General features: G+C 74.0%; 11 protein-coding genes. 4 read left to right on the top strand and 7 right to left on the bottom strand.

Annotated elements, in window-relative coordinates; translation table 11 throughout:
• Positions 1-2: 2 nt before the first annotated feature.
• The 4 genes from ACL02U_RS02865 to ACL02U_RS02850 all read right to left on the bottom strand — a co-directional run bounded on the left by ACL02U_RS02865 (position 3) and on the right by ACL02U_RS02850 (position 5008).
• Positions 3-1250 carry an MFS transporter gene (locus tag ACL02U_RS02865; RefSeq protein ID WP_412788969.1) on the bottom strand — a complete coding sequence of 416 codons (1248 nt, stop codon included), beginning with the start codon at positions 1248-1250 and terminating at the stop codon, positions 3-5.
• Between the two features lie 117 nt (positions 1251-1367).
• Positions 1368-2420 (bottom strand): endonuclease/exonuclease/phosphatase family protein, encoded by a 1053-nt coding sequence (locus ACL02U_RS02860; protein WP_412788968.1) that lies wholly within the window; start codon positions 2418-2420, stop codon positions 1368-1370.
• Positions 2421-2613: 193 nt separating this feature from the next.
• Complete coding sequence (locus ACL02U_RS02855) at positions 2614-3237, bottom strand: TetR/AcrR family transcriptional regulator (RefSeq protein WP_412788967.1); 624 nt, start codon at positions 3235-3237, stop codon at positions 2614-2616.
• A gap of 181 nt (positions 3238-3418) precedes the next feature.
• The gene (locus ACL02U_RS02850) at positions 3419-5008 is read right to left on the bottom strand and encodes an MFS transporter (protein WP_412788966.1); all 1590 of its coding nucleotides are present in this window, start codon (positions 5006-5008) and stop codon (positions 3419-3421) included.
• Between the two features lie 274 nt (positions 5009-5282).
• Here ACL02U_RS02850 and panB point away from each other — a divergent pair, with 274 nt between their 5' ends.
• The 3 genes from panB to ACL02U_RS02835 all read left to right on the top strand — a co-directional run bounded on the left by panB (position 5283) and on the right by ACL02U_RS02835 (position 8400).
• A complete protein-coding gene (gene panB, locus ACL02U_RS02845) occupies positions 5283-6161 on the top strand; it encodes a 3-methyl-2-oxobutanoate hydroxymethyltransferase (RefSeq protein ID WP_412788965.1) in 879 nt (292 codons plus the stop codon).
• A gap of 401 nt (positions 6162-6562) precedes the next feature.
• On the top strand, positions 6563-7588 hold the full coding sequence (locus ACL02U_RS02840; protein ID WP_412788964.1) for an ATP-binding cassette domain-containing protein: 1026 nt from the start codon (positions 6563-6565) through the stop codon (positions 7586-7588).
• On the top strand, positions 7585-8400 hold the full coding sequence (locus ACL02U_RS02835) for an ABC transporter permease (protein WP_412788963.1): 816 nt from the start codon (positions 7585-7587) through the stop codon (positions 8398-8400). Before ACL02U_RS02840 ends, ACL02U_RS02835 begins: the two co-directional genes overlap by 4 nt.
• 22 nt (positions 8401-8422) lie before the next feature.
• Here the strand turns inward: ACL02U_RS02835 and ACL02U_RS02830 are convergent, their stop codons facing one another.
• Positions 8423-11842 carry an AfsR/SARP family transcriptional regulator gene (locus ACL02U_RS02830; protein ID WP_412789002.1) on the bottom strand — a complete coding sequence of 1140 codons (3420 nt, stop codon included), beginning with the start codon at positions 11840-11842 and terminating at the stop codon, positions 8423-8425.
• 140 nt (positions 11843-11982) lie between these two features.
• Here ACL02U_RS02830 and ACL02U_RS02825 point away from each other — a divergent pair, with 140 nt between their 5' ends.
• Positions 11983-12753 (top strand): site-2 protease family protein, encoded by a 771-nt coding sequence (locus ACL02U_RS02825; RefSeq protein ID WP_412788962.1) that lies wholly within the window; start codon positions 11983-11985, stop codon positions 12751-12753.
• Here the strand turns inward: ACL02U_RS02825 and ACL02U_RS02820 are convergent.
• On the bottom strand, positions 12738-12920 hold the full coding sequence (locus tag ACL02U_RS02820; RefSeq protein WP_412788961.1) for a hypothetical protein: 183 nt from the start codon (positions 12918-12920) through the stop codon (positions 12738-12740). The two genes, ACL02U_RS02825 and ACL02U_RS02820, sit on opposite strands and share 16 nt — an antisense overlap.
• Positions 12921-13072: 152 nt before the next feature.
• Positions 13073-13795 (bottom strand): NADPH-dependent F420 reductase, encoded by a 723-nt coding sequence (npdG, locus tag ACL02U_RS02815; protein ID WP_412788960.1) that lies wholly within the window; start codon positions 13793-13795, stop codon positions 13073-13075.
• Positions 13796-13984: the final 189 nt, after the last annotated feature.

The raw sequence follows: 13984 nt of genomic DNA, 5'->3' as shown, positions 1-13984 counted from the left end.
GGTCAGCGGTGCAGGGCCTCCCGCGCCGGCTCCGAAGGAACGCGTGCCGGCGCCGGAGGAACGTGCGCCGTGACGACGCGTTCACGTCCGGCGTGCGGGGCGCGGCGGGTGTCCACCGCGTAGGCCACCGCGGCCACCGCGAGCCCCAGCACGGCCAGCAGGGCACCCGCGGGGGCCGGCGAGGTCGTGCCGAGGCCGGAGGCGAGGGCGAGGCCGCCGATCCACGCGCCGCCCGCGTTGGCGAGGTTGAAGGCGGCCTGGTTGGCGGAGGAGGCCAGGGCCGGTGCCGCGGCGGCCTTCTCCATGACCGTCAGCTGGAGCGGGGAGCCGGTGACGAACGCGGCCGTGCCCAGCAGCGCCACCGCGAGGGCGGCGCTCCACCGCGCCTGCATCAGCAGCGGGAACAGGGCCAGTACCGCGGTGAGGGCGGCGAGTCCGCCGAACAGGGTGCCGCGCAGCGAGCGGTCGGCGAGGCGCCCGCCGAGCAGGTTGCCCGCGGTGGCCCCCACCCCGAACAGCGCCAGCAGCACCGTCACGCTGGTCTCCGCGTACCCGGCGGAATCGGTCAGCATCGGCGCGATGTAGCTGTACGCGGCGAACAGGGCGCCGAACCCGGCGACCGTGGTGCCGAGCGCCAGCCACACCGGCAGCGAGCGCAGGGCGGCCAGCTCGCCGCGCAGGCCGGCGGCGGGAGCGGCGTGCCCGGGCGTGCGCGGGACCAGCAGGGCCAGCGAGGCGACGGCGGCGAGGCCGATGGCGGAGACCGCGAGGAAGGTGGCCCGCCAGCCGAGGTGCTGGCCCATCAGGGTGGCGGCCGGCACCCCCACGATGTTCGCGACGGTCAGGCCGAGGAACATCAGGGAGACCGAGCGGGCCCGCCGCTCCGGCGCGGCCAGGCCGGTCGCGACCACCGCGCCGACCCCGAAGAAGGCGCCGTGCGGAAGTCCGCTGAGCAGGCGTGCGGCGAGCAGCCAGCGGTGGTCGGGGGCGAGGGCGGACAGCGCGTTGCCCGCGACGAAGAGGCACATCAGGCCGATCAGGACCGTGCGGCGGGGCAGCCGGGCGGTCGCGGCGGCGAGCAGCGGCGCGCCGATCACCACGCCCAGGGCGTAGGCCGAGACCAGGTGGCCGGCGGTCGGGATCGAGGTGTGCAGGTCGTCCGCGACTTCGGGCAGCAGGCCCATCATCACGAACTCGGTGGTACCGATGCCGAACGCGCCCACGGCGAGGGCGAGCAGGGCGAGTGGCATGGGGGGCCTTTCGAGACGGTGGTCCGCGACCTTATGTTCAAGTACGGAACAAAGTCTGCCAGGCCCTGTGTTCCCGCACACCGCGGGGCGCCGCACGCCCCCGCGCGACCAGGGCTTTCAGGAGTCCGGTGTGGCGACCTTCACACGGGCCGCCACCGGCAGGTGGTCGCTGCCCGTCTCCGGCAGGGTCCAGGAGGTCTCCGGTTCGACTCCGCTGACCAGGATCTGGTCGATGCGGGCCATCGGGAAGGCGGCCGGCCAGCTGAAGCCGAAGCCGTCCCCGACCGCGCCCTGCGTGGAGCGCAGTTGGGAGGTGACGGCCCGCAGGGCACGGTCGTTCATGGTGCCGTTGAGGTCACCGAGCAGGATCTTGCGCGTCAGCCCCTCGTCGGCGATCGCCTCGCCGAGGGCGTCGGCGCTCTTGTCGCGCTGCCGGGCGGTGAAACCGGCCTCCATCTTCACCCGCACCGACGGCAGGTGGGCGACGTACACGGCGACCGCCCCGTCCGGGGTGTCGACGGTGGCCCGCATCGCGCGCTTCCAGCCCAGCTCGATGTCGACCGCGCGCACCGCCGTCATCGGGTACCTGCTCCACAGCCCGACGGTGCCGACGACCGCGTGGTACCGGTACACCGGCTTGAGCGCCCGTTCGTAGACCGGCACCGCGGACGCCTTCAGTTCCTCCAGGGCGAGCACGTCCGCACCGGAGGCGGCGACCTCGCGGGCGGTGCCGGACGGATCCGGGTTGTCGGCGTTGACGTTGTGCGTGGCCACCGTCAGATCTCCGCCGGAGCCGGTCTTGTCGGTGAGCAGCCCGCCGAACAGGTTCAGCCACACCACCGCCGGCAGCACCACCGCGAGGAGCGCGGTCGCGGACCGGCGCAGCAGCGCGAGGACCAGCAGGACCGGGACCAGCACCCCGAACCAGGGCAGGAAGGTCTCGGTGAGACTGCCCAGGTTGCCCACGTCGTTCGGGATGTGCGCGTGCACCACCAGCACCAGCGCCAGCAGCACCGCGAGAGCGGCGAGGACGAGGCCGCGCCGCCAGATCCGGGGGTCGCCGCGCCACGGACCGGCCAACCGGCCGGCCAGGCGGCGGAGTGGGGACCCCGGTCGCTCGCCCGCCGAGCCGCCGTCGTCCGTCTCCCTCAGATACGCCTGCTGCGCCATGCCGCCGCCTCACCTGCCTGCCGTGCACACCGTCGCCCCCAGCAGCTAGACCCTAGGGGATGAACGGTTCCGTTCTCCGCCGCCGCCCTGCGGCAACCGTACGGTCAGAAGGACGTGCGGGGCGGCGGCGCGGGTTCCGGTCGCGGCCGACCCTGCGGGCTCTGTGACGAAATCCGCATATCCCGCCTCCCGACTAGGGGCTGACGGGGCGTAGACCGGCCATGACGGTGTCCAGGATCTGCGCCGGGAGATCCTCGGGCAGGTCCGCCTCCGGGCGCATCACGGTCCGGGTCAGCATCGGCCCGAAGATCAGGTCGTTGGCCAGTTCCACGTCGACGTCGGCCCGCAGTTCGCCGTCGCGCTGGCCGCGGCGCAGCACCTCCAGGGCGATCCGGCGGCGCGGGACGATGACGCTCGCGTGGTACGCGGCCCAGATCCTGGGGCTGCTCTTGGTCTGCGCGTAGACGTTGTGCAGGATCGCCGAGGCACGGCTGGCCAGGCCCCGCTGCCGCAGCGACTCCAGCATCACGAGCAGGTCCTCGCGCATCGAGGTGCCCGGGAGCTCGGGATCCGGCGGTTCGGCCGCCCGCAGCATGTCGACGAACAGCTCCTCCTTGCCGCTCCAGCGGCGGTAGATGGTGGCCTTGCCGACGCCCGCGGTGCGCGCGATCCGCTCGATGGACAGCTCGGCGAGCGGGACGCCGTCCTCCAGCAGCTTCATGGCCCCGTCCAGGATGGCGCGCTCCACCGCCTCGCTGCGGGGGCGTCCCCGGGCGGGCGTCCGGGCACAGGGGCCGGGGCTGTCGGCAAGGCTCACGTGGTTGGTCCCTTCGGTCGTGCTGAGGCATTCTGCCCCGCTACCCGGCCCCCGCGCGCCGCCCCCTCCGGCCGTTGGCCGGCCGGCCCGCGGCGCCTCGGCCGCCGACCGGGGGCCGCCGTCGGGGGGCGTCGTCCGGGGGCGTCGTCCGCCGGCACCGCCGCTCCCCCGGAGCGGTTTCCTACTCTCCCGCGGTCACCAACTCGGCCTCCTCCCGGCCCTCCTCGGGCTGGACCGGACGCCCCGGAAGGAACACGGCCACCACGACCGCGCCGAGGAGGGCGACGACCGAGCCGCAGACCGCGGTGACGTGCATGGCGTGCAGGAAGGCGTCGTTGGCGGGGCCCACCAGCGCCTCACCCCGTCCGCCGAGGCGGGCGGCGACGCCGAGGGTGGCCTCGATCGACTCCCCTGCCGTCTGGCGCAGGCCGACCGGGAGCGCGGTGAGCTTGTCCTCGATCCCGTTGCGGTAGGCGGTGGACAGCACCGAGCCGAGGACGGCGATACCGAGGGCGCCGCCGACCTGGCGGAAGGTGTTGCTGAGCGCGGAGGCGGAGCCGGCCTTCTCCCGGGGCAGCGCCTGCATGATGACGACGCTGGTCGGGGTCATGATGTGGGCCATGCCGGTGCCCATGAAGAAGAAGATGACCTCCAGGATCCAGATCGGTGTGTCCGCCTCCAGCGCGGCGAACGCGGCGAGCATCGCGGCGAGGAGGGTCATGCCGGCAGCGGTGGTGGCCCGGTTGCCGAACCGGTCGACGAGCAGCCTGGCCCGCGGCGCGAAGATCAGCTGCGCGACCGCCAGCGGGAGCATCAGCAGACCGGTCTGCAGCGGGGAGTAGCCGCGCACGCTCTGGGTGTAGAAGACGGAGAAGAAGGTCACGCCCATCAGTGCGAAGAAGACCAGCGTGATGGCGGCGATGGCCGCCGAGAACACCTTGTTCTTGAAGTAGGTGACGTCGATCGAAGGATGGTCGCTGCGCTTCTCGTGCACCACGAAGGCGGTCAGCGCGGCGAGTCCGGCGGCGACGGTCAGGAGCACCGCGGGGTCGGTGAAGTCGGCGAGCTGACCGCCCTTGATGATGCCGTAGACGAGCAGGACCAGGCCCACGACCGAGAGCACGACGCCGAGCGGGTCGACGCGCCCGGGGTTCGGGTCGCGGGAGTCGGGCACCAGCCACAGCATCAGCCCGAGCGCGAGAACCACGATCGGCACGTTGACCAGGAAGACCGAGCCCCACCAGAAGTGGTTCAGCAGCACACCGCCGGTGATCGGCCCGATGGCGATGGCGAGGCCGACGCCACCCGCCCAGATGCCGATGGCCTTGGGCTGCTCCTCGCGTTCGAAGACGTTCATCAGCACGGCGAGGGTGGCGGGCATCACGAAGGCGGCGCCCAGCCCCATCACCGCACGGAAGGCGATCAGCTGGCCGGGCGATCCGGAGAAGGCGGCCAGCGCCGAGCCGAGCCCGAAGACGGCGAGACCGCCGAGGAGGACCTTCTTGCGGCCCAGCCGGTCCCCGAGCAGGCCGGCCGTGAACAACAGGCCCGCGAAGACGAGGGTGTAGGCGTTGATCGCCCACTCCAGCTCGCTCTGCGTGGCTCCCAGGCCGGTCGGGGCCGGGGTCGAGATGGTCTTGATGGCGACGTTCAGGATCGAGTTGTCCAGGACGACGATCAGCAGGCTCAGCATCAGCGCGCCGAGAATCGCCCAGCGGCGCCGGTGCACCGCTTCCGGAATCCGGCCGGAAGGCACGACAGGGTTGGTCATGGTGCCACCCTAGAGCATTTCCGATACGGAACCGTCTCGTATCGAAACGCTTTGCCGAGACGTTACCCGCCCCCGCCCCCGCTGCGGGGCCGGCCCCGGCCCGGACCCCGACCCCGTTCCGGGGTGCCCGGTCCCGGTCCCGCCCCGGGGAAACGGACCCGGACGGGCATCGCGTTCACCACAGGCCCTGGCACCGCGTGGCACGAGGTGCCACCATGTAAGGGATCCGGGGACGCCGTCAGGGTGCCTCGAGATGACGTAAGGAGCCGTTGCAATGACGCAGCTTTCGGCTGCCCAGCCTGCGCAGCAGCAGAAGCCCTCCGACGCCGGCAAGGCGCTGTACGGAGGCAGGAGCACCCGCCGCATCACCGTGCGGGACATCGCCGCCGCCAAGGACCGCGGCGAGAAGTGGCCCATGCTCACCGCCTACGACGCGATGACCGCCTCCGTCTTCGACGAGGCCGGGATCCCGGTGATGCTCGTCGGCGACTCGGCGGGCAACTGCCACCTCGGGTACGAGACCACCGTCCCGGTCACACTCGACGAGATGACCGTGCTCTCCGCGGCCGTGGTCCGCGGCACCACCCGCGCCCTGATCGTCGGCGACCTGCCCTTCGGCTCCTACCAGGAGGGTCCGGTGCAGGCGCTGCGCTCGGCGACCCGCCTGGTCAAGGAGGCCGGGGTGGGCGCCGTGAAGCTGGAGGGCGGGGAGCGCTCGCACGAGCAGATCCGGCTGCTGGTGGAGTCCGGCATCCCGGTGATGGCGCACATCGGACTCACCCCGCAGTCCGTCAACGCGATGGGCTACCGCGTACAGGGCCGCGGTGAGGAGGCGGCGCAGCAGCTCCTCCGCGACGCCAAGGCCGTCCAGGACGCGGGCGCGTTCGCGGTGGTGCTGGAACTGGTGCCGGCGGAACTCGCGGCCGAGGTGACGCGGGTGCTGCACATCCCGACGGTCGGTATCGGCGCGGGCCCGGAGACGGACGCCCAGGTGCTGGTGTGGACGGACATGCTCGGGCTGACCTCCGGCCGGGTGCCGAAGTTCGTCAAGCAGTACGCCGACCTGCGCGGCGTCATGGGCGACGCGGCGAAGGCGTTCGCCGAGGACGTGGTGGGCGGGACGTTCCCGCTGGAGGAGCACAGCGTCCACTGACCGACCCGCGCGGAGGGCACCACGCGATGCCCTCCGCGTCCCGCGGCGCCGGGACAACGCCCCCGCGGCCTGCTCGGCGCCCGGCACACAGACCATCGCGGCACCACCCGGGCAGCCCCGCCGATCTTCCCCCGTCGGCGGGGCTGTCCGCCGCGTGCCGGCCCCGCGGGCCCCGCAGGCCGCGCGGAGGGCTCGGCCGGACACCGTCGACGGCCCGCCGGCAGCTCGTCGGTGGCCTGCCGGTGGTCTGTCGCCTGCCGGTGGTCTGCCGCCTGCCGGTGGTCTGCCGCCTGCCGGTGGTCTGTCGCCTGCCGGTGGTTTGTCGGCGGCCTGTCGGTGGGTCCGCGTTGCGTCGGTGGCCTGTCGGCGGTCTGTCGGCGGCCCCTGGCAGCGTCTTCGGCATGACGCGAATCGACGACGACCCCGGCGGCGCGGGAAGCGCCGTCACCGTACGGGGACTGGTCAAGCACTACGGCGAGACCAAGGCACTGGACGGTGTCGACCTGGACGTGCGCGAGGGCACGGTGATGGGGGTGCTCGGGCCGAACGGCGCCGGGAAGACCACCCTCGTACGGATCCTGTCCACGCTGCTCGCCCCCGACGCAGGGCAGGCCACGGTGGCCGGCTACGACGCCGTGCGGCAGCCGCGGCACCTGCGCAAGGTGATCGGACTGACCGGGCAGTACGCCTCCGTGGACGAGAAGCTGCCCGGTTGGGAGAACCTGTACCTGATCGGCCGCCTGCTCGACCTGTCCCGCCGGGCGGCCCGGGCCCGCGCCGACGAACTGCTGGAGCGGTTCTCGCTCACCGAGGCGGCCCGGCGACCGGCGAAGACCTACTCGGGCGGCATGCGGCGGCGCCTCGACCTGGCGGCCTCGATGATCGGGCACCCGGCGGTGCTGTTCCTCGACGAACCGACGACCGGCCTGGACCCGCGCACCCGCAACGAGGTGTGGGACGAGGTCAAGCGCATGGTGACGGGCGGCGTCACGGTGCTGCTCACCACCCAGTACATGGAGGAGGCCGAGCAGCTCGCCTCCGAACTGACCGTCGTGGACCGCGGCAAGGTCATCGCGGGCGGCGGCATCGACGAGCTGAAGGCGAAGGTCGGCGGACGCACCCTGCGGATCAGGCCCGCCGACCCGCTGCAACTGCGGCCGCTCGCCGGCTGGCTCGACGAACTCGGCATCACCGGGCTCGCCACGACCACCGTGGACAGCGAGCGCGGCGCGCTGCTCGTGCCGGTCCTCAGCGACGAGCAGCTGACCGCCGTGGTCGGCGCGGTCACCGCACGCGGTGTCACCCTGTCCTCCGTCACCACCGAACTTCCCAGCCTGGACGAGGTGTTCCTGTCCCTCACCGGCCACCGCGCCGGCGCCCCGCAGGAGACCCCGACCGCCGACACCCGACAGGAGGTCGCCGCATGACCGCCACCGCTCCGGCACCGGCACCGGTCGCCGACGCCCGCATCCCGCTGCGCGGACACCTCCGCCACACCGGCGCCCTGGTCCGCCGCAACCTGCTGTGGATCCGGCAGGACCCGGAGTCGATGTTCGACGCGCTGCTGATGCCGATCGTCTTCACGCTGCTGTTCGTGTACGTCTTCGGCGGCTCGATCGGGCAGGCCCTGGGCGGCGGCCAGGACCGGTACGTGCAGTACGTCATCCCCGGCATGCTCGCGATGATGAGCATGACGCTCTCGCAGGGCGTGGGCACCGGCTTCAGCCAGGACTTCAACAGCGGGGTCATGGACCGCTTCCGGTCGCTGCCGATCGGCCGCGGGTCCGTGCTGTTCGCGAAGATCACCGTCGAGCTGGTGCGGATGCTGTTCGCGACGGCGGTGCTGATGGCCGTCGCCGTACTGGTCGGCTTCGACATCACCGACTGGCCCGGCCTGCTCGCGGCCGTGGGGCTGTCCGTGCTCTTCGCCTCGTCGATCATGTGGGTGTTCCTCACTCTCGGCGTGATGCTGAAGAACGCCCAGTCGGTGCAGGCGATGGGCTTCCTGGTGCTGTTCCCGCTGCAGTTCGGCTCGTCGATCTTCGCGCCGACCTCGTCGATGCCGGGCTGGCTCCAGGCCTTCACCGACTACAACCCGCTGTCCACGCTGGCCGACGCGGCGCGCGGCCTGACGGTGGGCGGGCCGGTCGCGCACAGCCTGTGGGTGACCCTCGCCTGGTCGGCGGCGATCACCGCGGTGACGGCCCCGGTCGCCATCGGCAAGTTCACCCGGAAATGACGGCCCGGCCGGCCGGCCCTCGTCAGACCAGGGCGAGGGCCTGCACGGCGGTGAGGCGGGCGCCCTCCGCGCGGGCGGCCGTGTACGCGTCCTCGGTGAGGGCGGCGCGCACGGTCGCCTCGGCGTGCTCGCGGGCCGTGCGCTCGGCGAATCGGGTCACGTGCCCGGCCGGCAGCAGCGCGTCGGCGGCGCCCAGGCAGCGGGCGGCGTCCGGGGCCCGGCGGCCGCCGTCGGCGCCGGCCAGCGCAGACGCGACCAGGGTGAGGCACAGCGACTGCATATGCGGGGCGATCGCGCGGGACAGCGGTTCGTCGGCCCGGGCCAGCGCCCGGCGGCCCTTGTCGAGCGCCTGAGCGTGGTGCCCGTCGAAGACGTCCAGCCAGCCTTCCTGGGCGAGCAGGAAACCATCGAAGATCACGAACGTGCCGGGGCCGAAGTCCTCGCGGACCCTGCCGAGTTGCTCGCGCGCTTCCGCGGTGCGCCCGGTGACGCTGAGCCAGCCGGCGAGGAAGAGGCGTGCGAAGGGCATCGCGTCGGTGGGCCCGCCGTCCTCCCCGCCCGCCACCTCGCGGAGCAGCGCCTCGCCCCGCTCGGCCTCCCCGACCTCCAGCAGCGCGCTGCCCAGCCGGGCGGTGAGCACCGCCACCTGGGCGCGCGCACCCAGTTCCTCGGCCTGCGCGACGGCGGCCTCGTAGTCCGCCGCGGCCCGGTCGAACGCGCCGCGGCGCTCGTGGGCCTCCCCTCGGGCGGACAGCGCCTCCGCGACGCCCCACGCGTCACCGAGCCGCCGGAAGGTCTCCAGGGCCTCGTCGGCGTCCCGGGTGGCGTGGCCGGCCGAGTCGACGCGGTTGGCGAGGAGGTTGGCCCGCATCTGGAGGCAGACGGCGAGGTCCCACTCGTAGTCGGGTCGGCTGCGGCAGGTGCGGACGGCCTCCTCGGAGATGACGCGGACCCGCTCCATGTCGCCGCCGAGGAGCACCGCGAAGAACCAGAGGTAGCCGGGCGACCGGCAGGTCTGGGGCATTCCGGGGCGGTAGGTCGCCGCGATCACCCGCAGCTTCTCCTTCGCCTCCGGGGTCTCCCAGGCCTCCGGTTCGGTGTCCATGCAGGCGAGGTGGGTGAGATGGAGCCCGCGCCGCGCCTCGGCGAGCGGTTCACCGGTCCACGGCGGCGGGTCGTCCGTGACGCGTTTCCAGACCGGCTCGGCGGGGCGGACGGGCGCGGCGAACGGGTCCGGGCCGAGGTCCATGACCTCCCGCGCCCAGTGGCGGGCCTCCGGACGCAGGTCGCGCATCTGCCAGTACCAGCCGAGGGACAGCACCAGGCAGAGCGCCTCCTGCTCGTCCTGCTCGGTGATCGCGTGGCGCAGCGCGGTGCGCAGGTTGTCGTACTCCCGCTCCAGTCGCCCGATGGCGGCGCGCTGGCCGGGTCCGCGGAGCAGCGGGTCGGTGGTGCGGGCCAGTTCCCGGTAGTACGTCAGGTGGGCGCGCTCGGCGTCCGGGCGCCGGCCGGACTCGTCGAGGCGTTCGGAGGCGTACTCGGCGACGGTCTCCAGCAGCCGGTAGCGCATCGCACCGTCGCCGGAGGGCGCCGCGACCACGAGGGACTTGTCGACGAGCGAGCCGAGCGCCTCGAACGCGGCGGGGCCGCAGACGGCCTCGGCGGCGGCCAGGTCGCAGCCGCCGGCGAACACCGACAGCCGCCGCAGCACGTCCCGTTCGGCCGTGTCGAGGAGGTCCCAGGACCAGTCGACGACGGCCCGCAGGGTCTGCTGGCGGGGCAGCACGGTACGGCTGCCGGAGGTGAGCAGCCGGAAGCGGTCGTCGAGCCGGTCCGCTATCTGGCGGGGAGTCAGCATCCGTAGCCGGGCGGCGGCGAGTTCGATGGCGAGCGGCAGGCCGTCCAGGCGCCGGCAGATCTCGGCGCAGGCCTCGGCGGTCGCCGCGTCGGCCCGTGCGCGGAAGCCCGGGCGGGCGGCCGCGCCGCGTTCGTCGAGGAGCCGCAGCGCGACCGGCTCGGGGAGTGGTTCCACGGGCCGCAGCACCTCGCCGGGGACGCCGAGGGGTTCGCGGCTGGTGGCGAGCACCGTCAGCTCCGGGCAGCGGGCCAGCAGCTCCGCGGCCAGCGCGGCGGCCGCGTCCACGACGTGCTCGCAGTTGTCGAGGATGAGCAGCATCCGGCGGCGCGCGCAGTGCTCGGCGAGGCGTACGACGGGATCGGCGGGGCGCTCCGCCGCGGCCCTGATCTCCTCGGCGCCCGCCCCGCGCAGCACGGTCTCGCGGGCCCCGAGGGCGGTCAGTACGGCCTCCGGCACCGCTTCCGGGTCGTCCAGCGGGGCCAGTTCGGCCAGCCACACCCCGTCCCGGGCGGCGTCCCGCACGGTCTCCGCGGCTTCCTGGGACAGCCGTGTCTTGCCGGCCCCGCCGGGACCGAGCAGCGTGACGAGCCGCGCGGTCTCGAGGTCGTCGCGCAGGTCCGCGATGTCGGCCTCCCGTCCGACGAAGGAGGTGAGTCGGGCGCGGAGGTTCCCGCGGACGCGGGCCCCGGACACCGGGGCGGAGGAGTGCGCCGGGGCGGCCCCGTCGGGGTGGGCGTGCGGCGGTGCGACCCCGGTCGGGTGGGCGTGCGGCGGTGCGGCACCCGCGGGGAGGCGGCTCGCGGCTGCCTGCGGGGCCGGCCCTGCGGAGGGCCCGGGCACCGGGTGGGGGCCGGCGACGGGGTCCAGCAGCCGGGCGTGCAGTTCCCGCAGCTCCGGGCCGGGGTCCGTGCCGAGCCGGTCGGCGAGCAGCCGGCGCACGTCCTCGTAGGCGGCCAGCGCCTCCGCGGCCCGGCCGGTGTCGCGCAGCGCGCGCATCCGCAGCGCCTGCAGGGGCTCGTCCAGCGGATGGGCGTCGCACAGGGAGGTCAACTCGGGCAGCGCGTGGTCGGCGTCGCCGAGGGCGAGCGCGGCGGCGAGCCGGGCGCGGCGGGCGTCCAGCAGCCGCCGGTCGCAGCGGGCGGCCTCGGCGGCGCGGTCGGGCAGGTCGGCCAGCGCGGGCCCGTACCACAGGGCGAGTGCGTCGTCGAGGACGGCGGCCGCCTTGGCGGGGTCGCCGTCGGCGAGGGCGCGCAGGCCGTCGCCGGTCAGCCGCTCGAAGCGGTGCAGGTCCACGTCCTCGGGCGGGGCGGCCAGCAGGTAGCCGCCCTCGGCGGAGCCGACCGCGTCGGCGCCCAGGGCCCGGCGCAGCCGCCCGACGAGGGCCTGCAGCGCGCCGGTCGCGTCCGTCGGCCGGTCCGCGTCCCACACCTCCGCCACCAGCCGCCCGACCGGCACGGTCCGGCCCGCCCGCAGGGCGAGCACGGTCAGCAGGGCGCGCAGCCGCGCTCCGCCGAGGGGGACGGCCGTGCCGTCGGGGCGGATCGCCCGGGTGGTGCCGAGGATGCGGTAGCGCACGGGGGCCATTGTCCCGGATCGGTCCGGAGCGGGCGGACGGCTCATGGAGGTCATCCTCGGGGAACCCCTGCCTGGCCGCGAGACGTTTTCACCGAGCGCGATACGGTCGGGCAGTCCTGTGCGCGCACGACAAGTCAGGAGCCCCGCCCATGACCATCGCGACCACCCGCCGCGCCGACGAACGGCGGATCAGCCCGGTCTTCCTCGGCATCCTCGCCGTGATGGCGGTCACCGGCTGGGCCACCTGGACCGGGTACGCCGAGCAGCCGGGCACCGCGGTGTTCCTGTTCGTGACGTCGGCCTGGATCGTCTCGCTGTGCCTGCACGAGTACGCCCACGCCCGCACCGCGCTGCACGGCGGCGACCTCACGGTCGGCGCGAAGGGCTATCTGACGCTGAACCCGCTGAAGTACACGCACGCGCTGCTGAGCATCGTGCTTCCGGTGCTCTTCGTGATCCTGGGCGGTATCGGACTGCCGGGCGGCGCGGTCTTCATCGAGCGCGGCCGGATCCACGGCCGCTGGAAGCACAGTCTGATCTCGGCTGCGGGCCCGCTGACGAACGTGCTCTTCGCGATCGTGTGCACGGCGCCGTTCTGGCTGCACGCACTGGACGGGGTGCCGGCGGACTTCCGGTACGCGCTCGCCTTCCTGGCGCTGCTGCAGGTCACGGCGGCGATCCTGAACTTCCTGCCGGTCCCCGGGCTGGACGGCTACGGGGTGATCGAGCCGTGGCTGTCGTACGGCGTGAAGCGGCAGGTGGAGCCGTTCGCGCCGTTCGGGTTGATGTTCGTGTTCGCGCTGCTGTGGGTGCCGTCGTTGAACGGCGCGTTCTTCGACGGTGTCGACGCGGTCCTGCGCGGCCTGGGCGTCAGCGACTTCGACACCGCCGCCGGCTGGTCGCTCTACCGCTTCTGGTAGGCGGCGGCCGCCCTGCCGCGTCGCAGGTAGTACCAGGTCATGTTGGACGACAGTCCGGCGAGCAGCACCCAGACGATCCCCAGCCAGCTGCCCTGGACGAAGGAGACCACGGCCGCGGCCACGGCGAGCAGGCAGACGGCGAGGGTGTAGAGGGCGAGGCGGGGCATGGCGGTCGGCTCCTGTCGGGGACACTGCGGGCACTGCTGGCGCCCCCAGTGTCCCCCATGGCCCGCCCTTCCGTGACGCGGAGGCCCGGCCGGGGCCGGGTCACACGTCCCCGAGGCGGGCCCGGGTCACACGTCCCCGAGGCGGGCCCGGGTCACACGTCCGTGACGCGGAGTCCCGCGTGCGCCTTGTAGCGGCGGTTCACGGAGATCAGGTTGGCGACGAGCGACTCGACCTGGTGGGCGTTGCGCAGCCGGCCGGCGAAGACGCCCCGCATGCCGGGGACGCGGCCGGCCAGCGCCTGCACGGTCTCCACGTCGGCGCGTTCCTCGCCGAGCACCATCACGTCGGTGTCGATCCGCTCGACCGCCGGGTCCAGCAGGAGCACCGCGGACAGGTGGTGGAAGGCGGCGGTGACCCGGGAGTCGGGCAGCAGCGCGGCGGCCTGCTCGGCGGCGCTGCCCTCCTCGGGCCGCAGCGCGTAGGCGCCCTTCTTGTCGAAGCCGAGCGGGTTGACGCAGTCGACGACGAGCTTGCCGGACAGGTCGGCACGGAGCGACTCCAGCGTCCTGGCGTGTCCGTCCCAGGGCACGGCGACGATCACGATGTCGCTGCGGCGGGCGGCCTCGGCGTTGTCGGCGCCCTCCACGCCGTGCCCGAGTTCGTCGGCGGCGGACCGCGCACGCTCGGCGGCCCGCGAACCGATGATCACCTTCTGCCCGGCCCGGGCGAAGCGGAGGGCGAGCCCCTTGCCCTGCGGGCCGGTCCCGCCGAGCACGCCGACCACCAGTCCGGAGACGTCGGGCAGGTCCCAGGGGTCCTTGGCGGGGGCCTTCCGGTCGCTCGGGCCCTGCTGTGCGCTGTCGCTTGAGGTCATGGGGCGACTCTACGTGCGGGCCGCACCGGCGCGGGCACCGCTTCGGCGGGGGCAACACGTCGGCGGGGCACCACTTCGGCGAGGCGCGGCCCGGCGAGCAGAACCCGCGGCGGGAGAACCGGCGGCAGGCAGGACCGCCGGGGAGGGGCTGCCCGCCGCGTGGGGCGCCGTGGCCGGGGCCGCGCGGAA

The sequence above is a fragment of the Streptomyces sp. MS06 genome (assembly GCF_047200655.1).
Lineage (GTDB): Bacteria > Actinomycetota > Actinomycetes > Streptomycetales > Streptomycetaceae > Streptomyces.
This window is presented reverse-complemented; position numbering and strand designations above follow the sequence as displayed.